Genomic DNA, 22,469 nt, shown 5'->3' with positions numbered 1-22,469 from the left:
CATAACTATTCGTTGTGCCGGGTAGACCCTCTGTCTGTCCGGCTTTTTGTCCTGGATATGCTATGACCACTGCCGCCATCACCAATCCCGCTACCTCACGCTTGACCTCCATCGACGCCCTGCGCGGCCTCGTCATCCTGTTCATGCTGCTCGACCACGTGCGCGAGACCTTTTTCCTGCATCGTCAGGTGCTCGATCCCATGGACGTGAGCAGCACCGAACCGGCGCTGTTCTTCAGTCGCACCCTGGCTCATCTGTGCGCGCCGGTGTTCATCTTCCTTACCGGCCTGTCGGCATTTCTGTATGGCGAGAAGGCCAGCGGCCGGGCTGCGGTCAGTGCCTTTCTGTTCAAGCGCGGGCTGTTTCTGGTCGTGCTGGAGTTCACCCTGGTGAACTTCGCCTGGACGTTCCAGGTGCCGCCGACGGTGATCTACCTGCAGGTGATCTGGGCCATCGGCCTGAGCATGCTGGCGCTGTCGCTGCTGGTGTGGCTGCCGCGTGGGCTGCTGATCGCACTCGGCCTGGTGCTGGTATGCGGTCACAACCTGCTGGATAACCTGCACTTCGCCGCTGATTCGGCGATGCACGTGCCGTGGGCCATCCTGCATGATCGCGGCTGGCTGCAGGTGTCCGAAGATCTGCGTCTGCGCACCTCGTATCCGTTGTTGCCGTGGATTGGCGTAATCGCTCTGGGTTACGCCGCCGGCTCCTGGTTCGCCCGCACCGCCGATGCAGCAGGGCGGCAGCGGATGCTGCTTGGCTGGGGGCTCGGCTCGTTGCTGGTGTTCGTCGTGGTGCGTGCAGGCAATGGTTATGGCGAGAAAAGCTGGGCCGTGGGCAGCACCTGGCTGGAAACCCTGATGGGCATCCTCAATATCACCAAGTATCCGCCGTCGCTGGCCTTCCTGGCGCTGACCCTGGGGCTCGGTCTGCTTCTGTTGCTGGCTTTCGAGCGTGGCCGGGACAACCGCTGGCTCAGGGCGCTGACCGTGTATGGCGGCGCGCCGATGTTCTTCTACCTGCTGCACCTGTATGTGCTCAAGCTGATGTACCTGGCGGCGGTGGCCATCTGGGGCAGCAATCAGGGTGATTACTTCGGTTTCGACTCGATCGTTTCGGTGTGGCTGTGCTCGATTCTGCTCGCCGTGGCGCTGTTCCCGCCAGTGCGCTGGTTCGCGGCACTCAAGGTTCGTCGTCGCGATCTGACCTGGCTGCGCTATCTCTGAGCCATCGGCAAAGTTTGGATAACCTTTTCCCATCATCCGCCTGTCGGAGCGGTCGAACATCGACCGCTTCTGCCCAGTCCGTTGTGAATCACAGACAGACTGGAGCTAGCGATATGTCCACATTCGATAAGCAAGGCGGCAGCAACGTACAGGGCTGGGAGCGTGCGCTTTCCATCGGCAGCGGTATCGCCATGGCCCGCGGCGGTCTGAGGCGCGGTGGTGTGCTCGGGCTGGTTCGCGCTGCGTTCGGTGGCATGCTGCTGGCCCGTGGCCTGAGCGGAAAGTGCCGGCTCAAGGGCATCATGGAAGACGCTCGTTCCATGCGCCCGGAGGTGGATCGCATCGCGGAAACCGTCACCCGTCTCGAAGGCGAAATCGCCGAGCGGGTAAAGCCCGTCGCCAGGCATGTTCGCGACAGCGTCTGATACGCTGAGAACCTATTAACGATCTGCTGCGCGTCGGCCCTGCCGCGTTAAAAACAGGCTCGGAATGCTCATTTACACCAGTAAACTCCGCTTCCTCGCCTGTTTTTTCCTTGCATGGCTCTAGCTCGCGAGATCGTGAACAGGTTCTGGGAATCCAGGCCGCCCTGCGCTAGCAGGGTGGTCGCGTTTCGCTGGCAAGCAGAGGAGACAGCATGAGCAACGAGTACAGCAGTACGGCGCCGACGCCCGCCGAGGTGCAGGCGATGCCTGGTATGACCATCATCGAGTTCGGTACGGATTGGTGCGGCTATTGCCAGGCCGCGCAGCCTTTGCTGGCCAAGGTGTTGCCGGATTATCCGGAAGTCACGCACCTGAAGATCGAGGACGGCAGCGGCCGACCACTGGGGCGTTCCTTCAAGGTCAAACTGTGGCCGACGCTGGTGTTTCTGCGCGACGGTGTCGAAGTTACCCGCCTGGTTCGCCCGACCAGCGTCAGTCCGCTGGAGGAAGCCTTGGAGCAATTGGTAGGCGAAGGTTGATTGGCGGCGCCATCGCTTCATTGCATCCGTCGTTTTCCCTGAATTTCCCGGCATGGGTCGAGTCCACCGAACAGACCCATACTGGAGAACATCATGAGCACACCCAAGCAGCCAGCCACGCCTCGGGAAATCGACGATATCGAGGATCGCATGGGCTCGATCGAGCAACTGGATTTCAGCGAACGCAAGGACGACCGCGAAGGGCGCGTCGGTGATCGCCGGCCGTTGGACGAAGTGCAACAGGAGTATCCGGATGAGCGCGTTCGCGAGGCCGGGCAGAGCGGCGGCGAAACCCTGAAAGAAGGCCAGCACGAAGATGGCGTTAGCCTCGATGACTTGAGCCCGGAAACCCTGATCGACGATACCGGCGCACGCTCGCCTCAAGAGCGCGGGGACGACGAGCCCGCTGACCGCGACCTGAGCATCGTCGGTGAAGAGGAAATCGGTGGCGGTTCCGGGCTGGACGAAGCCGAGCTCGCCAGAAAGCGCCCGCTCGATGGCGAGCCCTGGGACGGTAAACCGCAGTCCTGATGATATTCGCGCAAGGCATGGCCGTTGCGGCCATGCCTTCTGTTCCTTCCAGCCCGAAATTCTTGCCGATTTGACAGCGTTGCGATTGCAGGTTTACGTTTACGTAAAGGTCATCCAGGCGAGCAGCCCGTACCATGAGCCACTCCTACAGCATTTCCGATCTGGCCCACGAACTAGGTGTCACCACCCGTACCATTCGTTTTTACGAAGAGCAGGGCATGCTCGCGCCCGAGCGTAGAGGGCAGGAGCGCATCTACAGCGGTCGCGACCGGGTGACGCTGATGCTGATCCTGCGTGGCAAACGCATCGGTTTTTCCCTGGCCGAGTGCAAACAGCTGATCGATCTGTACGACCCCGTTGGCGGTAACCGCAAACAGCTCGACCACTTCCTGGAAAAGATCGCCGAGCGCCGCGAGCACCTTGCTCGGCAGATGCTCGACATTCAGCAGATGCAACGCGAACTGGATACCGCCGAGCAGCGCTGTCTGAGCGCCATGCAGGAGATATCCGCCGCCTCCTGAGACCCGTCTTACCGATCGTTTAACGCATCCGACAACTACAACAATGGAGAGCCGTTACATGAGCATCACCCTGCCAGGTTTGAATTTCTTCCTCGGCGAGGAAATCGACATGCTGCGCGACGCCGTCGCCGGTTTCGCCGCCAAAGAAATCGCCCCGCGTGCCGCGCAGGCCGACCGCAGCGACCAGTTCCCTATGGATTTGTGGCGCAAGTTCGGCGACATGGGCCTGCTTGGCCTGACTGTCAGCGAAGAATACGGTGGCGCTGGCATGGGCTATCTGGCGCATATGGTCGCCATGGAGGAAATATCCCGTGCTGCCGGCGGCATTGGCCTGTCCTACGGCGCCCATTCCAATCTCTGTGTGAACCAGATCAACCGCAACGGCAGCGAGGCGCAGAAGCGCCGTTTCCTGCCGAAGCTGATCAGCGGTGAACACATCGGTGCGCTGGCCATGAGCGAGCCCAACGCCGGCTCCGACGTGGTCTCGATGAGGCTGCGGGCGGACAGGAAGGGTGATCGCTATGTGCTCAACGGCAGCAAGATGTGGATCACCAACGGCCCGGATTGCGATGTGCTGGTGGTCTACGCGAAGACCGACCTGACCGCCGGCGCCAAGGGTATGACGGCGTTCATCGTGGAGAAGGGCGCGAAAGGTTTCAGCGTGGCGCAGAAGCTCGACAAGCTCGGCATGCGTGGCTCGCACACCGGCGAGTTGGTGTTCCAGGACGTCGAGGTGCCAGAGGAAAACGTACTGGGTGGCGTCGGCGAAGGCGCCAGGGTGCTGATGAGCGGCCTGGACTATGAACGTGCCGTGCTCTCCGGCGGGCCGCTCGGGCTGATGCAGGCGGCGATGGATGTGGTGGTGCCGTACATCCACGACCGCAAGCAGTTCGGCCAGAGCATCGGCGAGTTCCAGCTGATCCAGGGCAAGCTCGCCGACATGTACACCACCCAGCAGGCTTGCCGCGCGTACCTGTACGCCGTGGGCAAGCAGCTCGACTCTCTGGGTAGCGGCCATGTGCGCCAGGTGCGCAAGGACTGCGCCGGGGTCATCCTCTACGCTGCGGAAAAAGCCACCTGGCTGGCCGGCGAGGCGATCCAGATCCTTGGCGGTAACGGCTACATCAACGAGTTTCCGGTCGGGCGCCTGTGGCGCGACGCCAAACTCTACGAGATCGGCGCCGGTACCAGCGAAATTCGCCGCATGCTGATCGGCCGAGAGCTGTTCAACGAAACGAAATAGAGCTGCAAGCGACAAGCTTCAAGCGGCAAGCATAGCCTCCGGGCGCACTTTACTTACAGCTTGTGGCTTGCAGCTTGAAGCCCCTACGGAGTAGGTACGAATGGCCATTGTCCTCACGCAACTGAATACCCGTTCCTCTGAGTACGCCGCCAACCGCGAGGCGATGTTGGCCCAGGTCGATGAGCTGCGCAGCTTGCTTGCCCGCACCCGCGAAGGCGGCGGTGCCAAGGCGCAGGAGCGGCACACATCGCGCGGCAAACTGCTGCCTCGCGAGCGCATCGACCGGCTGCTCGATCCGGGGTCGCCGTTTCTGGAAATAGGCCAGTTGGCCGCCTACCAGGTGTATGACGAAGACGTCGCGGCCGCTGGGGTGATCGCCGGGATTGGCCGCGTCGAAGGCGTCGAATGCATGGTCATCGCCAACGACGCCACGGTGAAGGGCGGCAGCTACTACCCCTTGACCGTGAAGAAGCATCTGCGCGCCCAGGCCATCGCCAGTCAGAACCGGCTGCCGTGCATCTATCTGGTGGACTCCGGCGGTGCCAACCTGCCGCGTCAGGACGAGGTGTTCCCGGATCGCGAGCACTTCGGTCGCATCTTCTTCAACCAGGCCAACATGAGCGCCCAGGGCATCGCGCAGATCGCCGTGGTGATGGGCTCGTGCACCGCCGGCGGCGCCTATGTGCCGGCAATGAGCGACGAGACCATCATGGTGCGCGAGCAGGCGACCATCTTTCTCGCCGGCCCGCCGCTGGTGAAAGCCGCCACCGGTGAAGTGGTCAGCGCCGAGGAGCTCGGTGGCGCCGACGTACACTGCAAGACCAGTGGCGTGGCCGATCACTATGCGGAGAACGACGAACATGCCCTGGCCCTGGCGCGCCGCTGCATTGCCAACCTCAACTGGCGCAAGCTTGGCGAGTTGCAGACGCGGCAGCCCATCGCGCCGCGTTACGCCGCGGATGAGCTGTACGGCGTCATTCCCGCCGACCCCAAGCAACCTTTCGATGTACGGGAAGTGATCGCACGGATCGTCGATGACTCGCAGCTCGATGAATTCAAGGCGCTGTTCGGCACCACCCTGGTCTGTGGCTTCGCGCACATCAGCGGCTACCCGGTCGCCATTCTGGCCAACAACGGCATCCTCTTCGCCGAGGCTGCGCAGAAAGGTGCGCACTTCATCGAGCTGGCCTGTCAGCGCGGCATCCCGTTGCTGTTCCTGCAGAACATCACCGGCTTTATGGTCGGCAAGAAATACGAAGAGGGCGGTATCGCCAAACATGGCGCCAAGCTGGTCACGGCGGTGGCCTGCGCCCGCGTGCCAAAGTTCACGGTGATCATCGGCGGCAGCTTCGGCGCCGGTAACTACGGCATGTGTGGCCGTGCCTATGATCCGCGTTTTCTGTGGATGTGGCCCAACGCGCGAATCGGCGTGATGGGCGCGCAGCAGGCCGCCGGGGTGCTGGTGCAGGTCAAGCACGAACAGGCGCAACGCGCCGGCCAGGTGTTTTCCGCCGAGGACGAGCAGCGCCTCAAGCAGCCGATCGTCGAGCAGTACGAGCGCCAGGCCCATGCGTATTACTCCAGTGCCCGGCTATGGGATGACGGCGTGATCGACCCTGCGCAGACCCGCGAAGTACTGGCCCTGGCGATTTCCGCCAGCCTGAATGCGCCTGTCGAGCCGACCCGGTTCGGCGTGTTTCGTATGTAAAGCTGCAAGCCTCAAGCTGCAAGCGGCAAGCGGCAAGAAAACGCAGAACCGCTTGCGGCTTGTAGCTTGTAGCTTGTAGCTCAAGGGAGTTCCTATGACCGATTTCAGCACCATCGAATTGCACACGGATCCACGCGGCGTCGCCACCTTGTGGCTGAACCGCCCGGACAAGCACAACGCCTTCAACGCCGAAATGATCGCCGAGCTGATCCAGGCACTGCGCCAGGTGGCGGCTGACGACAGCCTGCGGTTTCTCGTCCTGCGCGGGCAGGGCAGGCACTTTTGCGCCGGCGCCGATCTGGGCTGGATGCAGGCTTCGGCGCAGCTCGACTACGCCGCCAACCTGCGCGACGCCCACGAGCTCGGCGAGTTGATGAGCCTGCTCTACCATTTGCCATGCCCGACGCTGGCGGTGGTGCAAGGTGCCGCGTTCGGCGGTGCGGTCGGGCTGACGGCCTGCTGCGACATCGCCATCGGTGCCCTTGATGCGTCGTTCAGCCTTTCCGAGGTGCGCATCGGCCTGGTTCCCGCTGTGATCAGCCCCTACGTGGTGCAGGCCATCGGTGAGCGTGCCGCTCGGCGCTATGCGCTCAGTGCCGAACGCTTCAGCGGCGAGCGCGCTCGGGAGCTGGGGCTGCTCGCCGAATGCTATCCCGCTGGCGAGCTGGAGGCGGAGGTCGAGCAGTGGGTCGCCAATCTGTTGCAGAACAGCCCGCAGGCCATGCGTGCCGCCAAGGCGCTGCTCCAGGATGTCGGCAGTGGCGTGCTCGGAGACGCGTTGCGCCAGCGCACCGAGAGCGTGATCGCCGGCATCCGCGTCAGTGAAGAAGGGCAGGAGGGCCTCAACGCCTTCCTGCAGAAACGCAAACCGGCCTGGCAGTGACGACCATGAAAACCACCACGATCACCACGCTTCTGATCGCCAATCGCGGCGAAATCGCCTGTCGGGTGATGCGTACCGCCAAAGCCCTGGGGCTGACCACGGTTGCGGTGCACAGCGATATCGACCGCACCGCCCGACACGTGCGCGAAGCGGATATGGCCATCGGCCTGGGCGGCGCCAAGCCCAGCGAAAGCTACCTGCTGATGGACAGGATCATCGAAGCCGCCCTGGCCAGCGGCGCGCAAGCCATCCACCCCGGCTATGGCTTCCTCTCCGAGAATGCCACCTTCGCGCGCAAGCTCGAGGCGGCCGGGCTGATCTTCCTCGGCCCACCGGCCAGTGCCATCGACGCCATGGGCAGCAAGTCCGCTGCCAAGGCATTGATGGAGGAGGCCGGCGTACCGCTGGTGCCGGGTTACCACGGCGAGGCGCAGGATCTGCAAACGTTCCGCACGGCAGCCGCGCGCATCGGCTACCCCGTGTTGCTCAAGGCGACTGCCGGTGGCGGTGGCAAAGGTATGAAAGTGGTCGAGCGCGAGAGCGATCTGGCCGACGCCCTGGCCTCGGCGCAGCGTGAAGCACAGTCGGCGTTCGGTGATGGGCGCATGCTGGTGGAAAAATACCTGCTCAAACCGCGTCACGTGGAGATTCAGGTATTCGCCGACCAGCAGGGCAACTGCCTGTACCTCTTTGAGCGCGACTGCTCGATTCAGCGACGCCATCAGAAGGTGGTCGAAGAGGCGCCCGCGCCAGGCCTGTCGCCTGAACTGCGTCGGGCCATGGGCGAATCCGCCGTGCGCGCCGCGCAGGCCATCGGCTATGTGGGCGCCGGCACCGTGGAGTTTCTCCTCGATGCGCGCGGCGAGTTCTTCTTCATGGAGATGAACACACGCCTGCAGGTCGAACATCCGGTGACCGAGGCGATCACCGGTCTCGACCTGGTGGCCTGGCAGATTCGTGTGGCGCGCGGTGAACCGCTGCCGATCAGCCAGGAGCAGGTGCCGCTCGACGGCCACGCCATTGAGGTGCGCCTGTATGCCGAAGACCCGGAGGGCGGCTTCCTGCCCGCCAGCGGCCATCTCGACCTGTACCGTGAGCCTGCGGCCGGGCCGGGGCGGCGGGTCGACAGCGGCGTGGAGCAGGGCGACGAGGTGTCGCCGTTCTACGATCCGATGCTGGCCAAGCTGATCGCCTGGGGAGAGAACCGCGAAGAAGCCCGTCAGCGGCTCCTGGCCATGCTGGGTGAAACCGTGATCGGCGGCTTCAAGACCAATCTGGCGTTCCTGCAGCGCATCCTTGCCAATCCTGCGTTCGCTGCAGCGGAGCTGGATACCGGCTTCATCGAGCGTCACCAGGCGCAGTTGCTACCGCCGACCAGCGAACTCCCGGAGGCTTTCTGGCAACAGGCTGCTGCGGCGTTTTTGGCCACCGATGCCGAGCGGCAGCGGGCAGACGATCCACACTCGCCCTGGGCGGCCCGCAATACCTGGCGCAGCGGTTTGCCGGCACAGGCGCACATGACCCTGGTGTGCGGCGATGTCAGCCAGCGCGTGGTGTTTCAGTCAGGCGGCGCGGTACGCAAGGCAGATGTAGTGCGTCAGGGCGACACGCTTTATCTGCGCCGCGGCGTCGAGTGGCTGGTCGTGCGCCGTTTCGACCCCATCGCCGCTGTCGAGGCAGGCAATGCTCATCAGGGCGGGCTCACCGCGCCCATGAACGGTAGCATCGTTCGTGTCCTGGTCGAGCCTGGTCAGAGCGTCGAGGCCGGAGCTGCGCTGGTGGTGCTGGAAGCCATGAAGATGGAGCACAGCATTCGTGCGCCGCAGGCGGGGACGGTCAAGGCGATCCATTGCACCGAGGGCGAGCTGATCGGCGAAGGAAGGGTACTGGTCGAGCTGGAGGCGCAGCCATGAGCCTGCCCAGCCACGTACGCCTGGTGGAAGTCGGCCCGCGGGACGGTCTGCAGAACGAGAAACAGCCAATCAGCGTGGCTGACAAGGTGCGCCTGGTGGACGACCTGAGCGCAGCGGGGCTCGGCTATATAGAAGTCGGCAGTTTCGTCTCGCCCAAATGGGTGCCGCAAATGGCCGGCAGTGGCGAGGTGTTTGCCGCCATCGGTCAGCGACCCGGTGTCACCTACGCGGCGTTGACGCCCAACCTGAAAGGGCTGGAGGCTGCCCTCGAGGCCGGCGTGAAGGAAGTCGCTGTGTTCGCGGCGGCCTCCGAGTCCTTCTCGCAGCGCAACATCAATTGCTCGATCGCCGAGAGCCTGTTGCGCTTTCAGCCGGTCATGGACATGGCGCAGCAGCACGGCATCCGCGTGCGCGGCTACGTGTCGTGCGTGTTGGGCTGTCCCTACGACGGCGCCATCTCGGCCCATCAGGTCGCCGCTGTCGCCTGCGAGTTGCAGGCCATGGGCTGTTATGAAATCTCCCTGGGCGACACCATCGGCGTTGGCACGCCAGGTGGCGTGCGGCATTTGCTCGAGGTGGTAGGGCGTGATGTCTCACGCGAACGATTGGCCGGGCACTTTCACGATACCTACGGCCAGGCGCTGGCCAATATCTACGCCAGCCTGCTGGAAGGCGTCATGGTTTTCGACAGTTCGGTCGCCGGGCTGGGCGGCTGCCCCTACGCCAAGGGCGCTACCGGCAACGTGGCGAGCGAAGACGTGCTCTACCTGTTGCAGGGGCTCGGCATCGAAACCGGCGTCGATCTGTCGCGGTTGATCGACGCGGGGCAGCGCATCAGTCATGTGCTGGGGCGGGAGTCCGCTTCACGGGTAGCGAGGGCGCGAGCGAACACCCAGTGATGCCAATTTGCCTTGCCTGCCAGTGAACTTCTCTCGGCAAAAAAACTCATACCGGCTAGTCAGTTACGCCGCTGCTTTGGCAACCGGCACGACGAACTGAACGATCCGGTCAGCTTCCTGCTTCATCTCGCCACTTCCCGCAAGGCATGCGTGATCTGCCTGGACAATTCACAGCAACGCGGCTTGCGTTGAGACACCCACACCCCCTAAGCTCGCGCCTTCACTCGATTGCCCTAGGGCGCAGCGAACAAGGAATCAGCATGAAACAGCATCGTTTGGCAGCAGCGATCGCCCTGGTGGGCCTGGTCCTCGCCGGTTGTGATTCGCAAACCAGCGAAGTGAAACTGGAAAGCCCGGCTCAGAAGGCTTCCTACGGTATTGGCCTGAACATGGGCAAAAGCCTGGCTCAGGAAGGCATGGACGATCTGGATCCGAATGCTGTCGCCCAAGGTATCGAGGATGCCATCGGCAAGAAAGAGCAGCGCCTGAAAGACGAAGAGCTGATCGAAGCCTTCGCTTTCCTGCAAAAGCGTGCCGAAGAACGCATGACCGCCATGAACGAGGAAGCGGCTCAGGCCGGCAAGAAGTTCCTGGAAGAGAACGGCAAGCGTGACGGCGTCACCACCACCGAATCCGGTCTGCAGTACGAAGTGGTCAAGAAGGCCGATGGCCCTCAGCCCAGTGCTGACGACGTGGTTACCGTTCACTACGAAGGCAAGCTCACCGATGGCACCGTGTTCGACAGCTCCGTCGAGCGTGGCACCCCGATCGACCTGCCGGTTGGCGGCGTGATCCCGGGTTGGGTCGAAGGCCTGCAACTGATGCACGTTGGCGAGAAGTACAAACTGTACATCCCTAGCGAACTGGCCTACGGCGCCCAGAGCCCGAGCCCGGCGATTCCGGCCAACTCGGTACTGGTATTCGACCTGGAACTGATCGCTATCAAGGATCAGGCTGCTCAGGAACAGGAAGAGGCTCCTGAGGCCGCTCCAGCTCAGTAAGTTCAGCTGGTTCGAAACAACGCCCCGTTCTACGGGGCGTTGTCGTTTCTGGGGGGCTTTTGCCTGGGTGTCGAATGTAATCCCGGCGTTACGGTTATGCACATTGCAACAAGGCTTCTTTTACTCGGTCAGATTTTTTACGAAATCTTTTGATTTTTTCAACTAGTTGATTTAACAGGAATTTATTCGCTGGATAAAAAATGTCCGATCTGTGGCAAGGCCGCATGGCAAGGGCGTTTGGTAAGCTAATCCCATAACTGTTCACAAGGTTATCCACAGCTATGGTGGATAACCACAGACAGCCCAGCAGCGATGCGGGCTGACGAGGAGTGGTCATGAAAGCACCGTGGAATTTCGCCCGTTACCTGCCGTTGGCGCAGCGTTTCCTGAAGCGCGGTCGCTTGCCGGCATTACTGTTGGCGGTGACCCGCAAAAGCAGTGGAGGCGGCCGCAGCCTGTCCTCGCTGAGAGGCGAACTGAGCTTGCTGCAGGAGCTCTGCGTGGCCTGGTGGCGGGGCAGCTATCGGGCGATCAATCCGCAGGCGCTGATCGCCGTGGTTGCCGGGCTGCTGTATTTCGTGTCGCCGCTGGATGCCATTCCCGACTTCATTCCCGGCCTTGGCCTGGTGGACGACCTGGCCGTGCTCGCCTGGGTAATGCGTACCTGGGGCAGCGAGCTGGATGCATTCCGTACCTGGCGCGACGCCCAGGATCGCGAAACCCGCGAAGCCATCGCCAAGCTGCCGGTGGCCGAACGGGTGAGTTGAGCGACCTCGGGCCGCCAGGTCTGGCATAACGTTGCTGCCAGGCCTTGCTGATCAGGCGGCGAAACCGCCGTCGATGGTCAGTGCCGCACCGGTGACCAGCCCGGCCTCGGCACCCGCCAGCCAGGCCACCATGCCGGCGATTTCATCGCTGCGGGCATGTCGCTTGATCGCCATGAAACTGTGCATCAGCTCGTTCAGAGGGCCGTCGGCAGGGTTCATGTCGGTGTCGGTCGGGCCAGGCTGCACGACGTTGACGGTGATGCCACACGCGCCGAAATCCCGCGCCAGCCCCTTGACCATGCCACTCAGTGCAGCCTTGCTGGCACTGTATGCGGCAAGGCCTTGCATCGGCACGCGGTCGGCATTGGTCGAGCCGATGAAGATGATGCGGCCGCCTTCCGGCATCTGCCGCGCTGCGGCGATGGCGGCGTGGTAGGGCGCGTGGATGTTGATGTTGAACAACTGGTCGATGGCGTCGGCATCCAGCTCCAGTGGATCGCCCGCGACCAGTACGCCCGCGTTGACCACCAGTACGTCGATGGGCCCGAGGCTGTCGATCTGGGCGATCAGCGCAGTGCGATCGGCACTGTCCAGTTGCACGGCGCTGCTACCGGTTTCGTCTGCCAGTCGCGTCGCTGGCGCAGCCGAGCTGGCGTAGGTGAAGGTCACGTGAGCGCCATCGCTGGCGAAGCGTCGCACGATGGCGGCACCGATACCGCGACTGCCGCCGAGTACCAGAATCGATTTACCGTTCGAATCGGACATGGTCGTTATCTCCTGCATGGATGGTGAGGGAAGGGAAGCGATTCAATGCCCGGCGACCACGACATCGCTACGTCGTTGCCCGGACGGGAACCCATGGCGGCTGGCGGCTGAGGCGATCCACAGGCCGATCAGCAGCAAGGCCAGCATCACCCAGGGAAACGAGGCGACGCCGAATTGGCCGAGCAGTACGCCGCCGAGCAGGCCTGCGCCAGCGATGGCACTGTTCCAGATGACCACGTTCATCGACATCGCCACGTCCGCGCCTGGGCCGGCAGCATCGGCCAGCGCCGTTTGCAGCAATGTGGCGGCGCCACCGAAGGTCAGCCCCCAGACGAAGACGCCGATGTACAGCACGGCAACCGACTCGGCATACAGGCCGAACAGCAGGGCGACCAGGGCAAAGGTGGCAAGGCTGGTGAGCACTGCCTGGCGGAGATGACGATCGACCAGGCGGCCGGTTATCCAGATGCCTGCCAGTGCGGCGATACCGAATGCCAGCAAGACCATATCGACCTCGCCGGTCAGGCCTGCGGGTGCGATAAAGGGCGCGATGTAGGTATAGAGGATGTTGTGGGCGAGCATCCAGGTCAGCACCACGGCGAGAACGGGGCGCACGCCCGGCGTCAGGAATACCGAACGCAGGGGAAGACGCTGGGTGTGGGCCTGCCCGGGATAATCCGGCACCTTGGCCAGTACCCATACGATCAGTGCAATGCTGAGCAGGGACATCAGGCCGAACGCGGTACGCCAGCCCAGCATGCCGCCGAGCCAGGTGCCCAGTGGCACGCCCAGAGACAGGGCGATAGGTGTGCCCACCATGGCCAGCGCCAGGGCTCGACCCTGCTGGTGCGGGGCGACCATGCGCCGGGCGTAACCGGCGATCAGGCTCCAGGCCAGTCCCGCCGCCATACCGGCGAAGAAGCGCGCAACCAGGGTCAGCACATAGTTCGACGACCAGGCGGTGATCGAGTTGAACAGCAGAAAGCCGATGATCGACAGCAGCAGTACATTGCGTCGCCGCCAGCCCTGGGTGGCGATGGTCAGCGGAATGGCGGCCAGCAGCGAACCGAGCGCGTAGAGGGTGACCAGCTGACCGGCCAGTGCGGGAGAAACGTCGAGACCAGCGCTGATTTCAGGTAGCAGGCCTGCTGGCAGGGTCTCGGTAAGGATGCAGATGAAGCCCGTCATCGCCAGGGCCAGTAGCGCTGAAACGGGAAGGGAATCGTTTTGTCGGGAGTCGGTCATGGTCTGTTTCTCAATATATGTATCGATCGGTATAAATGTAAGGTGCTGGATAGATCGTGGTCAATGACTTTTGTATCGACTAGTATTTATATCGTCAGGCAGGAGGATGGATATGGCACAGATGGGGCGCCCACGCACATTCGACCGCGATGCGGCAATCGTTCAGGCGATGCACCTGTTCTGGGAGCATGGCTACCAGGCCACATCCCTGAGCCAGCTCAAGGCTGGGATCGGTGGCGGCATTTCCGCCCCCAGTTTCTATGCAGCCTTCGGTTCCAAGGAGGCGCTGTTTGATGAGGTAGTGGAGCACTACATGAGCACTCACGGGCGGGTTACCGAGAGTCTCTTCGACAGCGATCTGTCGGCACGCGATGCCGTCGAACTGGCGCTGCGCCGCTCGGCCAGCATGCAATGCGAGACGGGGCATCCGCGAGGCTGCATGGTGGCCCTCGGGGTGATTGGCGTATGCACGCCGGAGCAGGGGACGACGGTGCTGAGCGAAGTCCGCAACCGTACTCGCAAGGGAATACGTGCCTGTATCGAGCGGGCAATCGCCGAAGGTGAGCTGGCAGCCGATACCGATGTACAGGCACTGACGTCGGCGTTCGACAGTTTCCTGCTGGGGTTGTCCACCCTGGCCCGCGACGGCATTGAGCATGCGGCGCTGGATGCTGCGGTCGGTCAGATCATGAAACTGTGGGACGGCTGCCGCGGATAGAGAGGCCGCTGCGATCTGCCTCTGGGAGAGGCGCCAGCAGCGTCTATGATCCGTACCAGCAAGAAGCCAGAACCTGTATTGGTCTTATTCGATAGTGCGGTCTATACGGGCGATCTCCCGCGCCGACAGCGCTCGCCAGTCATCCTCGGCAATGCCGTGATCCTCCAAAGCGGAGTGCATTGCCTCCTCCAGCGACAGCCAGAGGTGATCACCTTCGAACTGGCCGTTGGCATAGTCGGTGTATCTGATTTCCAGATACACCACGTCGTCATCCTCGCAGAGCAGCGCGAAGAGCACGATGGCCGTGACTTCTGGGCGCTGCGGGCAGGTTTTGTGGCATTCGGCGAACAGATAGTTGAGGCTCGGGAGATCGTTCATTGCTGTGCTCGATGGGGGGAGCCTGATCGTATCGCAAACGGCCCCTGAAGTGCCTTGCCGCTTTCAATCCCGCTCGAGCAGCAGCGCAACCCCCTGACCGCCGCCGATGCACAGGGTGGCCAGACCTTTCCTGGCGTCACGCTTGAGCATTTCGTGCAGCAAGGTGACCAGCACCCGGCAACCGGACGCGCCGATGGGGTGGCCGAGGGCGATGGCGCCGCCGTTGACGTTCACCCTGGAGGCATCCCAACCCAGCTCCTGGCCGACCGCCAGGGCCTGGGCGGCGAAGGCTTCGTTGGCTTCGATCAGGTCGAGTTGATCGAGCGACCAGCCGGCCTTTTCCAGGCTGCGGCGGGTGGCCGATACCGGGCCGATGCCCATGATCGCCGGGTCGACACCGGCGTTGGTGTACGCCTTGATCCTGGCCAGCACCGGCAGGCCCAGCGCTTCGGCCTTGCTGGCGCTCATCAGCAGCACCGCGGCGGCGCCGTCGTTGAGGCTCGAGGCGTTGCCGGCGGTGACGCTGCCGTCTTTCCTGAAGGCGGGTTTGAGCTTGGCCAGCGTGTCGGCGGTGGTACCGGCGCGGGGTTGCTCGTCGGTGGCGAAGGCGATGGGATCGCCCTTGCGCTGGGGAATCAGGATCGGGGTGATCTCGTCAGCGAAGCGCCCGGACTCGATGGCGGCCACGGCTTTCTGCTGGGAGGCTGCCGCGAAGGCATCCTGGGCTTCACGACTGATGGCGTACTTGTCCACCAGGTTCTCGGCGGTGATACCCATGTGGTAGTCGTTGAAGGCATCCCACAGACCGTCGCTGATCATGCTGTCGATCAGTTGCCCGTGGCCCATGCGCAGCCCGGTGCGCGCCTTGGGCAGCACGTAGGGTGCCAGGCTCATGTTTTCCATGCCGCCGGCGATGATCACTTCGGCGTCGCCACAGCGAATCGCCTGGGCACCGAGGTGCAGGGCCTTGAGCCCGGAGCCGCAGACCTTGTTGAGGGTCAGCGCTGGCACGGCATGGGGCAGACCGGCGCCGATAGCTGCCTGGCGGGCGGTGTTCTGGCCGGCGCCGGCGGTGAGCACATGGCCGAGAATCACCTCGTCGACCTGATTGCCATCCAGGCCGGTCTGCTCGAGCAGGCGACGGATCACTGCCGCGCCCAGTTCGGGGGCCGGAATATCCGCCAGCGAACCCTGGAAACTGCCGATAGCGGTACGGGTGGCGGCGACGATGACGACATCTTGCATGAGGCTTCTCCTGGCCGTAATGGTACCGGCTCTGTTGTTCTTGTCATGTTCGCGCAGCGCAGGCGGGCCATGCGTGGTGGCCCGATCTGCACTGCACGGAACTCAGAAAGTCATTTCCCTAACGTCGGGTGAGATCACCAGCTTGCCGGCGGTCTTGGCGACGATTTCCTCGATGCTGACGCCGGGCGCGTACTCATGCAAGACAAAGCTGCCGTTCTCGATGGTCAGGTAGCCCAGGTCGGTAAGCACCTTGCGGATACAACCGCAGCCGGTGAGCGGCAGGCTGCAGTGCTTGAGCAGCTTGGACTCGCCATCCTTGGACGCATGGGTCATGGTGACGATGATGTTGTCGGCGCCGGCTACCAGATCCATGGCGCCGCCCATGCCCTTGACCAGCTTGCCGGGGATCATCCACGAGGCGATATTGCCACGCACATCGACTTCGAAGGCACCGAGTACGGTGAGGTCGACATGGCCGCCACGAATCATGGCGAAGGACTCCGACGAGGAAAAGATCGACGCGCCGCGGCGGGCGGTGACGGTCTGCTTGCCGGCGTTGATCATGTCGGCGTCCAGCTCCTCCTCGGTGGGGAATGCGCCCATGCCGAGCAGGCCGTTCTCGGACTGCAGCATGACGTCGATGCCCTCAGGCACGTAATTGGCCACCAGGGTAGGAATGCCGATGCCCAGGTTGACGTAATAACCATCTTTCAATTCGCGGGCTACGCGCTGGGCCATCTGTTCGCGGGTGAGTGCCATGGCGGGTTCTCTTTTTTATATTCGATTGGTTGCGAGGACTGAGCGAGCTGGGAGCCGGCAAGGCGAAAGCGATTGCAATACCGCCGGATCGTCAGGTCTCATGCGCGCAGGGTGCGTTTTTCGATGCGTTTCTCGAAACTGCCCTGGATGATGCGATCCACGTAGATGCCGGGCGTGTGGATATGCGCCGGATCGAGTTCGCCGGGCTCGACGATTTCCTCGACTTCGACCACGGTGATGCGCCCGGCGGTGGCCACCACCGGATTGAAGTTCTGCGCGGTATGGCGGTACACCACATTGCCGAAGTGATCGGCTTTCCAGCCCTTGACGATGGCGAAGTCGCCGGTGATCGCGGGTTCGAGGATGTAGTGGCGACCGTCGATCTCGCGCGCTTCCTTGCCCTCGGCGACCGGTGTGCCGTAGCCAGTGGCGGTGAAGAAGGCGGGAATGCCGGCGCCGCCCGCGCGGATCTTCTCCGCCAGGCTGCCCTGGGGCGTCAGTTCAACCTCCAGCTCGCCATTGAGCAACTGTTGTTCGAACAGAGCGTTCTCACCGACGTAGGAGGCGACCATCTTGCGAATCTGCCGATCCTCCAGCAGCACGCCGAGGCCGAAACCATCGATGCCACAGTTGTTCGATACCACGGTCAGGTCACGCACGCCGCGGCGGCGGATCTCGGCGATCAGGTTCTCGGGAATACCGCAGAGGCCGAAGCCTCCGGCCAGTACGGTCATACCGTCAGTCAAACCGGCGAGGGCGGCCTCGTAGCTGTCTACACGTTTGTCCAATCCGCGCATGGTCAATGCACCTGTCGTTTTGTTAGGGGAACAGCCCAGAGCTTCTAGTGGTTGGTCTTATTTGTTAAGTTTGTTTTTTATTGGTTTTGATTTGGAAAACAAATAAATGACTGTGCGCCAGCTTCGTGCCTTTCTTGCTGTGGCTCACAGTCTGAGCTTCGCTCAGGCCTGCGAGCGCCTGCATCTGTCGCAGCCGGCCCTGAGCCTGGCGATCAAGAGCCTGGAGGAAAGCCTTGGCGGCCGCCTGCTGGCACGCACCACGCGCAGCGTAGCGTTGACGCCCGAGGGCGAAACGCTGCTGCCCATCGCCCGGCGGCTACTTGCCGAATGGGACGACGCCGAGGAGATCCTCCGCCAGCACTTCAGTCTGCAACGCGGGCGGGTTTCCGTGGCGGCCATGCCATCGTTCGCCGGCAACCTGCTGCCTGGCCTGCTCAAGGTGTTCAAGGCGCACTATCCGGGAGTGGATGTGGCCGTGCATGACGTGATCAACGAACAGGTCTGGGACATGGTTCGAACCCGCCGGGTCGAACTCGGCATCGGCTTCGAGCCACCGCAGTCCCTGGGGCTGGAGTTCACGCCGCTGTACGTCGACCGTTTCGTCGCCGTGGTGCCGACCGACTCGCCACTCGCCAAGGAAGCATCGCTGACCTGGGCGCAGTTGCTGCAATCGCCCTTCATCACCTTGCAGCGACCGTCCACGGTGCGCCTGATGCTGGAGGAGGCCTGCCATTTTTCCGTAGCCTTCGAGTGCCATCAACTGGTCACCGTTGGCCGCATGGTCGCCGAGGGCCTGGGCGTGAGTGTGGTGCCAGCTTTGTGCGTCGCCCAGATGCAGGCATCCGGCGCACGCTGCCTGCCGATTAGTGCACCTACCGTGGAAAAGCCCGTGGGGCTGCTGTCTGTGCCGCAGCATGAGTTGTCGGTGGCGGCCAAGGGGCTGGCGGAGAGCATTCTGCGCGCCGGGGTTGGTGTTTAGGGGCTGTTCACGACCTTTCCTGCAGTCGCAAAGTATTGACTGAAAGCGGCATGAATAGGCTGGTAAAAGGCGCAAGCGGCCTGTCGGTGACCCGCGTTGAACCATGGATCACGGCCTTCGGCCCCGGATTACGCCTGCGGCTAATCCAGGCTACGTTCTACAGCCCGTAGGATGGGTGAAACCCATCAATTTCCGATGGGTTTCACCCATCCTACGACAGGCCGCTTGCGCCGCATTCCAGCCATTACCTATGAAAGGGTGGCCGCTGCTAGAATGCGGCGCTTTGATCGTTTGTCCGGGATCGTCAATGGATCGTCCAGTCTTTCGTCGCTATTTTCTTCACCCGCGTTTCTGGCCATTGTGGCTGGGGCTGGGCTTGCTGTGGCTGATCGTGCAATTGCCCTACGGCGCCTTGTTGGGCCTCGGTCGCGCGCTGGGCTGGTTGATGTATCGGGTGGCGGGTTCGCGCCGCAAGATCGCCACACGCAATCTGGAACTGTGCTTCCCGCAGATGCCAGCTGCCGAGCGCGAGCAGTTGCTGAAGGAAAACTTCGCCTCTACCGGCATCGCCTTTTTCGAGATGGCCATGAGCTGGTGGTGGCCACGGGAAAAGCTCGCGCGCCTGGCACATATCGAAGGCATCGAGCACCTGCAGCAGGCCCAGGCCCAAGGGCAGGGCGTGATTCTCATGGCGATACATTTCACCACCCTGGAGATCGGTGCTGCATTGCTCGGCCAGGTGCATACCATCGACGGCATGTACCGCGAGCACCGTAACCCGGTGTTCGATTTCGTCCAGCGGCGCGGGCGTGAGCGCCACAACCTGGATGCTACCGCCATCGAGCGTGAAGACGTGCGCGCCATGATCAAGGTGCTGCGTGGTGGCCGGGCGATCTGGTACGCGCCGGATCAGGACTACGGCCCCAAACAGAGCCTGTTCGCGCCGTTGTTCGGCGTGCAGGCAGCCACGGTCACGGCGACCACCAAGTTCGCCCGCCTGGGCCGCGCCATCGTCCTGCCGTTCACCCAGCAGCGCCTGCCGGGCGGCCAGGGTTATCGCCTGACCATTCACCCGCCGCTCGCGGATTTCCCGGGCGAGACCGAGGAAGCCGACTGCTTGCGCATCAACGGCTGGGTCGAGCAGGCCATCGCCACCTGCCCAACGCAATACCTGTGGGCCCACCGCCGCTTCAAGACCCGCCCACCTGGCGAGCCCAAGCTCTACTGACAATCTCGAACTGGAATCGACGCGATGACGCAGGATGCCGTTAGCAACCCGGCCACCACCGGACTCATCCTCTCCGGTGGTGGTGCACGAGCGGCCTACCAGGTGGGTGTGCTGTCGGCGATTGCCGATCTGCTGCCCGATTCATCGCGCAACCCGTTTCCGGTGATCGTCGGTACCTCGGCCGGGGCGATCAATGCCGTCAGCCTCGCATGCGGTGCCCTGCATTTCTGCGAGGCGGTGCGCCGGCTGAGTGCCGTATGGCGCAGTTTTCACACGGATCAGGTGTACCGCAGCGACTGGCCGGGTGTGCTGCGCCAGGCCAGTCGTTTCGTCGGCCACAACATGCTCGGTCTCGGCAAGCAGGTGCCGGTGGCGTTGCTCGATAGTTCTCCGCTGGCCGGGCTGCTCGAACGTGAGCTGGACTTCTCCGGTATCGCCGCGGCGATACGTCACCGCCAATTGCGCGCGGTAGCCGTGACGGCGTTCGGTTATGAGTCGGCCCAGGCGGTGACTTTCTACCAGGGGCGGGCCGTCATCGATCCCTGGTTCCGCCATCGCCGCGTCGGTGTGCCGACCCGTCTGGCGCTGCCACACCTGCTGGCCAGTTCCGCCATCCCATTGATCTTCGAACCGGTGAAAATCAACCGCGAGTATTTCGGTGACGGTGCGGTACGGCAGATGGCGCCGATCAGCCCGGCGCTGCATCTTGGCGCCACGCGTGTGTTGGTGGTGGGCGTAAGCGACAATCCGGTGGGCGATCAGAGCAACTCAGGTGCATCGACCCCATGGCCTGCCGGAGGCATGCCGAGCCTGGCGCAGATCGCCGGGCATATGCTCAATAGCACCTTCATCGATAACGTCGAGAGCGATATCGAACTGTTGGCACGCCTCAATCAACTGGGGCGACTGGTACCCGCCGAGAAACGCAGCCGCAGCTACGGATTGACGCCGGTCGAGGTGCTGGTGATCTCGCCCAGCCAACCACTGGACGTGATCGCCGCCCGTCACCGACGGGAAATGCCCGCAGCGCTGCGCCTGTTCCTGCGTGGCCCCGGCGCAACCCGCGACAGCGGTGGCGGGGTGTTGAGTTATCTGCTGTTCGAGCCTGGCTACTGCAGCGAGCTGATTGAACTGGGCTACCAGGACGCCATGGCCAAGAAGGCCGAACTATGTGCTTTTCTCGGTATTGAGCCGGCGGCCGCGCAGACGCAGATCGGTTTGCTCTAAGCAACCTGCTCATGATCTTTCAAGACAGGTTTCTGGTATTCAGGCAGCAAAGTGGCGCAAGCGGACGTAGGGTGGATGACGCTCTTTTCATCCACCATTGCGATTGCAGAGTGGTGGACGGATAAAGCGTCGTCCACCCTACGAATGGCCGTTTGCGCCTTCAAGACCGTAGAACGTAGCCTGGATTAGCCGCAGGCGTAATCCGGGGCCGAAGGCCTGATCCTTCGTTCAACGCGGATCATCGACCGGCTGCTTTTGCCTTGTAGCAGCCCACACATGTCGTTCACTCCGAAGTTCACGAACACACAAGAGATCTAAGCGCCGGGTCAGTTGTATGGGCAGGCTCTCTGTTACCCGAAGCGTTGCATCTGCATTTCCTGCAATCGACTCAGGGTGCGGCGGAAGGCGAAGGACAGGTAGCCTTCGGTGTACAGCGCCTCCAGGGGCACCTCTGCCTCCAGATACAGCGGCACGCGACGGTCGTAGCACTCGTCCACCAGGGCGATAAAGCGGCGCACGGCATTGTCGTGGATCGACAATGCTGGCAAATGACGGTCACCGGCCACCACTCGCTCGGCGGCATCTTCGGTGCCGCGAGCGATCTTGGCGGGTCGTTGCCGCGCGCTCAGGGCAGGTACCTCGTCAAGCAGAATGGCCTTGAAGCGGTCGCACAGCAGGATGAAGTCCTGGGCAGAGAGCGGTTGCACGCAGAGCTGATCGAAGTTGCAATGCAACACGCTGTCGCTGTGCCGTCGCAGGCCAATCTGCCGGTGGTTGATGGTCAATGCCGCGTGGCTGATGGTTTCGCCGGCATTCAGCGAGTCGAATAGTGCGGGCAGGGCGCTCGGCTGGCCCGGCTCGCGAACCCAGTAGCGCTGGCACTGCTGGCCGGGATGCTGACGATGATCCTGGCTGCCGTCCACGGCGACCACCTGCATGTGCTGCTGCAACGCTGCTATCGCCGGCAGAAAGCGCTCGCGATTGTGGCCACCGGCGTACAACTGATCCGGCGGCTGGTTGGAAGTCGCCACCAACACCACACCTTCATCGAACAGTGAGCGGAACAGTCGGCCAAGGAGGATCGCATCGCCGATATCGCTGACGAACAGCTCGTCGAAACACAGCACACGGATCTCTCTGCCAAGCTCACGGGCCAACACGGTCAAGGGCTCGGCGGTGCCGCTCAGCTCGAACAGGCGACGGTGCACCCAGCGCATGAAATGGTGGAAATGTTGGCGCCGTGCCGGCACCTGCAGCGATCTGTAAAAGCTGTCCATCAACCAGGTTTTGCCGCGCCCGACCGGGCCCCACAGATAAACCCCTTGCGGCGTTTGCGCCGGTGATGCGTGCAGTGCGTCGTGGCAGGTCTGTAGCAAGTGCGCAGCGCGTAGCTGGGCGTCATCGGCGACGAAACCCTGATGCTCGATGGCGTGCTGGTATTGCTGCAGAGGCGAGCCGTCGCGTGTCGGCAT

General features: G+C 63.0%; 24 protein-coding genes. 16 read left to right on the top strand and 8 right to left on the bottom strand.

Features of this window, described 5'->3' with window-relative positions; genetic code table 11:
* The first annotated feature begins 62 nt into the window (after positions 1 to 62).
* From DNK06_RS17380 to bamJ, 11 genes are all read left to right on the top strand, one after another.
* On the top strand, positions 63 to 1,226 hold the full coding sequence (locus DNK06_RS17380; RefSeq protein WP_131181256.1) for an acetyltransferase domain-containing protein: 1,164 nt from the start codon (positions 63 to 65) through the stop codon (positions 1,224 to 1,226).
* Between the two features lie 113 nt (positions 1,227 to 1,339).
* Positions 1,340 to 1,651 (top strand): YgaP family membrane protein, encoded by a 312-nt coding sequence (locus DNK06_RS17375; RefSeq protein ID WP_131181255.1) that lies wholly within the window; start codon positions 1,340 to 1,342, stop codon positions 1,649 to 1,651.
* Positions 1,652 to 1,914: 263 nt separating this feature from the next.
* Positions 1,915 to 2,190: a thioredoxin family protein gene (locus tag DNK06_RS17370; protein WP_423228065.1), complete on the top strand. Its 276-nt coding sequence runs from the start codon at positions 1,915 to 1,917 to the stop codon at positions 2,188 to 2,190.
* A gap of 93 nt (positions 2,191 to 2,283) precedes the next feature.
* Entirely contained in the window at positions 2,284 to 2,721 is a 438-nt protein-coding gene (locus tag DNK06_RS17365) for a phosphotransferase system, HPr-related protein (protein ID WP_131181253.1), read from the top strand.
* Between the two features lie 134 nt (positions 2,722 to 2,855).
* On the top strand, positions 2,856 to 3,242 hold the full coding sequence (locus DNK06_RS17360) for a MerR family transcriptional regulator (RefSeq protein ID WP_131181252.1): 387 nt from the start codon (positions 2,856 to 2,858) through the stop codon (positions 3,240 to 3,242).
* A gap of 64 nt (positions 3,243 to 3,306) precedes the next feature.
* On the top strand, positions 3,307 to 4,485 hold the full coding sequence (locus DNK06_RS17355; RefSeq protein WP_207389999.1) for an isovaleryl-CoA dehydrogenase: 1,179 nt from the start codon (positions 3,307 to 3,309) through the stop codon (positions 4,483 to 4,485).
* Between the two features lie 100 nt (positions 4,486 to 4,585).
* Complete coding sequence (locus DNK06_RS17350; protein ID WP_131181250.1) at positions 4,586 to 6,193, top strand: carboxyl transferase domain-containing protein; 1,608 nt, start codon at positions 4,586 to 4,588, stop codon at positions 6,191 to 6,193.
* Between the two features lie 94 nt (positions 6,194 to 6,287).
* Positions 6,288 to 7,076 (top strand): gamma-carboxygeranoyl-CoA hydratase, encoded by a 789-nt coding sequence (locus tag DNK06_RS17345; protein ID WP_131181249.1) that lies wholly within the window; start codon positions 6,288 to 6,290, stop codon positions 7,074 to 7,076.
* A gap of 5 nt (positions 7,077 to 7,081) precedes the next feature.
* Positions 7,082 to 8,989 (top strand): acetyl/propionyl/methylcrotonyl-CoA carboxylase subunit alpha, encoded by a 1,908-nt coding sequence (locus DNK06_RS17340; protein ID WP_131181248.1) that lies wholly within the window; start codon positions 7,082 to 7,084, stop codon positions 8,987 to 8,989.
* Entirely contained in the window at positions 8,986 to 9,888 is a 903-nt protein-coding gene (locus tag DNK06_RS17335) for a hydroxymethylglutaryl-CoA lyase (protein WP_131181247.1), read from the top strand. Before DNK06_RS17340 ends, DNK06_RS17335 begins: the two co-directional genes overlap by 4 nt.
* 260 nt (positions 9,889 to 10,148) lie before the next feature.
* Positions 10,149 to 10,889, top strand: coding sequence for a BamJ family beta-barrel-assembly machinery protein (gene bamJ, locus DNK06_RS17330; protein WP_131181246.1), 741 nt, complete (start codon positions 10,149 to 10,151; stop codon positions 10,887 to 10,889).
* Between the two features lie 94 nt (positions 10,890 to 10,983).
* Here bamJ and DNK06_RS17325 read toward each other — a convergent pair whose 3' ends face one another.
* Positions 10,984 to 11,226, bottom strand: a complete 243-nt coding sequence (locus tag DNK06_RS17325) for a hypothetical protein (RefSeq protein ID WP_131181245.1) — start codon at positions 11,224 to 11,226, stop codon at positions 10,984 to 10,986.
* On the opposite strand from DNK06_RS17325, the gene DNK06_RS17320 reads away from it, so the two are divergent.
* On the top strand, positions 11,225 to 11,656 hold the full coding sequence (locus DNK06_RS17320; protein WP_131181244.1) for a YkvA family protein: 432 nt from the start codon (positions 11,225 to 11,227) through the stop codon (positions 11,654 to 11,656). The genes DNK06_RS17325 and DNK06_RS17320 overlap by 2 nt on opposite strands.
* 51 nt (positions 11,657 to 11,707) lie before the next feature.
* Here DNK06_RS17320 and bdcA read toward each other — a convergent pair whose 3' ends face one another.
* Positions 11,708 to 12,421, bottom strand: a complete 714-nt coding sequence (gene bdcA, locus DNK06_RS17315) for an SDR family oxidoreductase (RefSeq protein WP_131181243.1) — start codon at positions 12,419 to 12,421, stop codon at positions 11,708 to 11,710.
* Positions 12,422 to 12,463: 42 nt separating this feature from the next.
* A complete protein-coding gene (locus DNK06_RS17310) occupies positions 12,464 to 13,666 on the bottom strand; it encodes an MFS transporter (RefSeq protein ID WP_131181242.1) in 1,203 nt (400 codons plus the stop codon).
* A 112-nt stretch (positions 13,667 to 13,778) separates the two neighbouring features.
* Between DNK06_RS17310 and DNK06_RS17305 the strand changes: the two genes are divergently transcribed.
* Positions 13,779 to 14,384 carry a TetR/AcrR family transcriptional regulator gene (locus tag DNK06_RS17305; RefSeq protein WP_131181241.1) on the top strand — a complete coding sequence of 202 codons (606 nt, stop codon included), beginning with the start codon at positions 13,779 to 13,781 and terminating at the stop codon, positions 14,382 to 14,384.
* An 84-nt stretch (positions 14,385 to 14,468) separates the two neighbouring features.
* On the opposite strand, the gene DNK06_RS17300 is transcribed toward DNK06_RS17305, so the two are convergent.
* The 4 genes from DNK06_RS17300 to DNK06_RS17285 form a co-directional block, all read right to left on the bottom strand.
* Positions 14,469 to 14,762 (bottom strand): hypothetical protein, encoded by a 294-nt coding sequence (locus tag DNK06_RS17300; protein ID WP_131181240.1) that lies wholly within the window; start codon positions 14,760 to 14,762, stop codon positions 14,469 to 14,471.
* A 63-nt stretch (positions 14,763 to 14,825) separates the two neighbouring features.
* Entirely contained in the window at positions 14,826 to 16,007 is a 1,182-nt protein-coding gene (locus DNK06_RS17295; RefSeq protein WP_131181239.1) for an acetyl-CoA C-acetyltransferase, read from the bottom strand.
* Between the two features lie 102 nt (positions 16,008 to 16,109).
* Positions 16,110 to 16,766: a CoA transferase subunit B gene (locus DNK06_RS17290; protein WP_131181238.1), complete on the bottom strand. Its 657-nt coding sequence runs from the start codon at positions 16,764 to 16,766 to the stop codon at positions 16,110 to 16,112.
* A 98-nt stretch (positions 16,767 to 16,864) separates the two neighbouring features.
* A complete protein-coding gene (locus DNK06_RS17285) occupies positions 16,865 to 17,563 on the bottom strand; it encodes a CoA transferase subunit A (protein ID WP_131181237.1) in 699 nt (232 codons plus the stop codon).
* Between the two features lie 106 nt (positions 17,564 to 17,669).
* Here DNK06_RS17285 and DNK06_RS17280 point away from each other — a divergent pair, with 106 nt between their 5' ends.
* From DNK06_RS17280 to DNK06_RS17270, 3 genes are all read left to right on the top strand, one after another.
* Positions 17,670 to 18,542 (top strand): LysR family transcriptional regulator, encoded by an 873-nt coding sequence (locus DNK06_RS17280; RefSeq protein WP_131181236.1) that lies wholly within the window; start codon positions 17,670 to 17,672, stop codon positions 18,540 to 18,542.
* Between the two features lie 307 nt (positions 18,543 to 18,849).
* Positions 18,850 to 19,770 (top strand): lipid A biosynthesis lauroyl acyltransferase, encoded by a 921-nt coding sequence (locus tag DNK06_RS17275; RefSeq protein WP_131181235.1) that lies wholly within the window; start codon positions 18,850 to 18,852, stop codon positions 19,768 to 19,770.
* 24 nt (positions 19,771 to 19,794) lie between these two features.
* Positions 19,795 to 20,997 carry a patatin-like phospholipase family protein gene (locus DNK06_RS17270; protein ID WP_131181234.1) on the top strand — a complete coding sequence of 401 codons (1,203 nt, stop codon included), beginning with the start codon at positions 19,795 to 19,797 and terminating at the stop codon, positions 20,995 to 20,997.
* A 350-nt stretch (positions 20,998 to 21,347) separates the two neighbouring features.
* Here the strand turns inward: DNK06_RS17270 and zapE are convergent, their stop codons facing one another.
* The gene (gene zapE, locus DNK06_RS17265; RefSeq protein WP_131181233.1) at positions 21,348 to 22,469 is read right to left on the bottom strand and encodes a cell division protein ZapE; all 1,122 of its coding nucleotides are present in this window, start codon (positions 22,467 to 22,469) and stop codon (positions 21,348 to 21,350) included.

This window comes from Phytopseudomonas daroniae (assembly GCF_004327285.1).
Classification (GTDB): Bacteria; Pseudomonadota; Gammaproteobacteria; order Pseudomonadales; family Pseudomonadaceae; genus Aquipseudomonas; species Aquipseudomonas daroniae.
This window is presented reverse-complemented; position numbering and strand designations above follow the sequence as displayed.

Excerpts from the sequence above, each read along its gene's own strand:
- bamJ (WP_131181246.1), top strand. The coding sequence starts at position 10,149 with ATGAAACAGCATCGTTTGGCAGCAGCGATCGCCCTGGTGGGCCTGGTC.
- DNK06_RS17320 (WP_131181244.1), top strand. The coding sequence starts at position 11,225 with ATGAAAGCACCGTGGAATTTCGCCCGTTACCTGCCGTTGGCGCAGCGT.
- DNK06_RS17305 (WP_131181241.1), top strand. The coding sequence starts at position 13,779 with ATGGCACAGATGGGGCGCCCACGCACATTCGACCGCGATGCGGCAATC.
- DNK06_RS17275 (WP_131181235.1), top strand. The coding sequence starts at position 18,850 with ATGGATCGTCCAGTCTTTCGTCGCTATTTTCTTCACCCGCGTTTCTGG.
- DNK06_RS17350 (WP_131181250.1), top strand. The coding sequence starts at position 4,586 with ATGGCCATTGTCCTCACGCAACTGAATACCCGTTCCTCTGAGTACGCC.
- DNK06_RS17295 (WP_131181239.1), bottom strand. The coding sequence starts at position 16,007 with ATGCAAGATGTCGTCATCGTCGCCGCCACCCGTACCGCTATCGGCAGT.
- zapE (WP_131181233.1), bottom strand. The coding sequence starts at position 22,469 with ATGCCGACACGCGACGGCTCGCCTCTGCAGCAATACCAGCACGCCATC.
- DNK06_RS17380 (WP_131181256.1), top strand. The coding sequence starts at position 63 with ATGACCACTGCCGCCATCACCAATCCCGCTACCTCACGCTTGACCTCC.
- DNK06_RS17335 (WP_131181247.1), top strand. The coding sequence starts at position 8,986 with ATGAGCCTGCCCAGCCACGTACGCCTGGTGGAAGTCGGCCCGCGGGAC.
- DNK06_RS17270 (WP_131181234.1), top strand. The coding sequence starts at position 19,795 with ATGACGCAGGATGCCGTTAGCAACCCGGCCACCACCGGACTCATCCTC.
- DNK06_RS17290 (WP_131181238.1), bottom strand. The coding sequence starts at position 16,766 with ATGGCACTCACCCGCGAACAGATGGCCCAGCGCGTAGCCCGCGAATTG.
- DNK06_RS17375 (WP_131181255.1), top strand. The coding sequence starts at position 1,340 with ATGTCCACATTCGATAAGCAAGGCGGCAGCAACGTACAGGGCTGGGAG.
- DNK06_RS17300 (WP_131181240.1), bottom strand. The coding sequence starts at position 14,762 with ATGAACGATCTCCCGAGCCTCAACTATCTGTTCGCCGAATGCCACAAA.
- DNK06_RS17370 (WP_423228065.1), top strand. The coding sequence starts at position 1,915 with ATGCCTGGTATGACCATCATCGAGTTCGGTACGGATTGGTGCGGCTAT.
- DNK06_RS17325 (WP_131181245.1), bottom strand. The coding sequence starts at position 11,226 with ATGACCACTCCTCGTCAGCCCGCATCGCTGCTGGGCTGTCTGTGGTTA.
- DNK06_RS17310 (WP_131181242.1), bottom strand. The coding sequence starts at position 13,666 with ATGACCGACTCCCGACAAAACGATTCCCTTCCCGTTTCAGCGCTACTG.
- bdcA (WP_131181243.1), bottom strand. The coding sequence starts at position 12,421 with ATGTCCGATTCGAACGGTAAATCGATTCTGGTACTCGGCGGCAGTCGC.
- DNK06_RS17280 (WP_131181236.1), top strand. The coding sequence starts at position 17,670 with ATGACTGTGCGCCAGCTTCGTGCCTTTCTTGCTGTGGCTCACAGTCTG.
- DNK06_RS17340 (WP_131181248.1), top strand. The coding sequence starts at position 7,082 with ATGAAAACCACCACGATCACCACGCTTCTGATCGCCAATCGCGGCGAA.
- DNK06_RS17365 (WP_131181253.1), top strand. The coding sequence starts at position 2,284 with ATGAGCACACCCAAGCAGCCAGCCACGCCTCGGGAAATCGACGATATC.
- DNK06_RS17285 (WP_131181237.1), bottom strand. The coding sequence starts at position 17,563 with ATGCGCGGATTGGACAAACGTGTAGACAGCTACGAGGCCGCCCTCGCC.
- DNK06_RS17345 (WP_131181249.1), top strand. The coding sequence starts at position 6,288 with ATGACCGATTTCAGCACCATCGAATTGCACACGGATCCACGCGGCGTC.
- DNK06_RS17360 (WP_131181252.1), top strand. The coding sequence starts at position 2,856 with ATGAGCCACTCCTACAGCATTTCCGATCTGGCCCACGAACTAGGTGTC.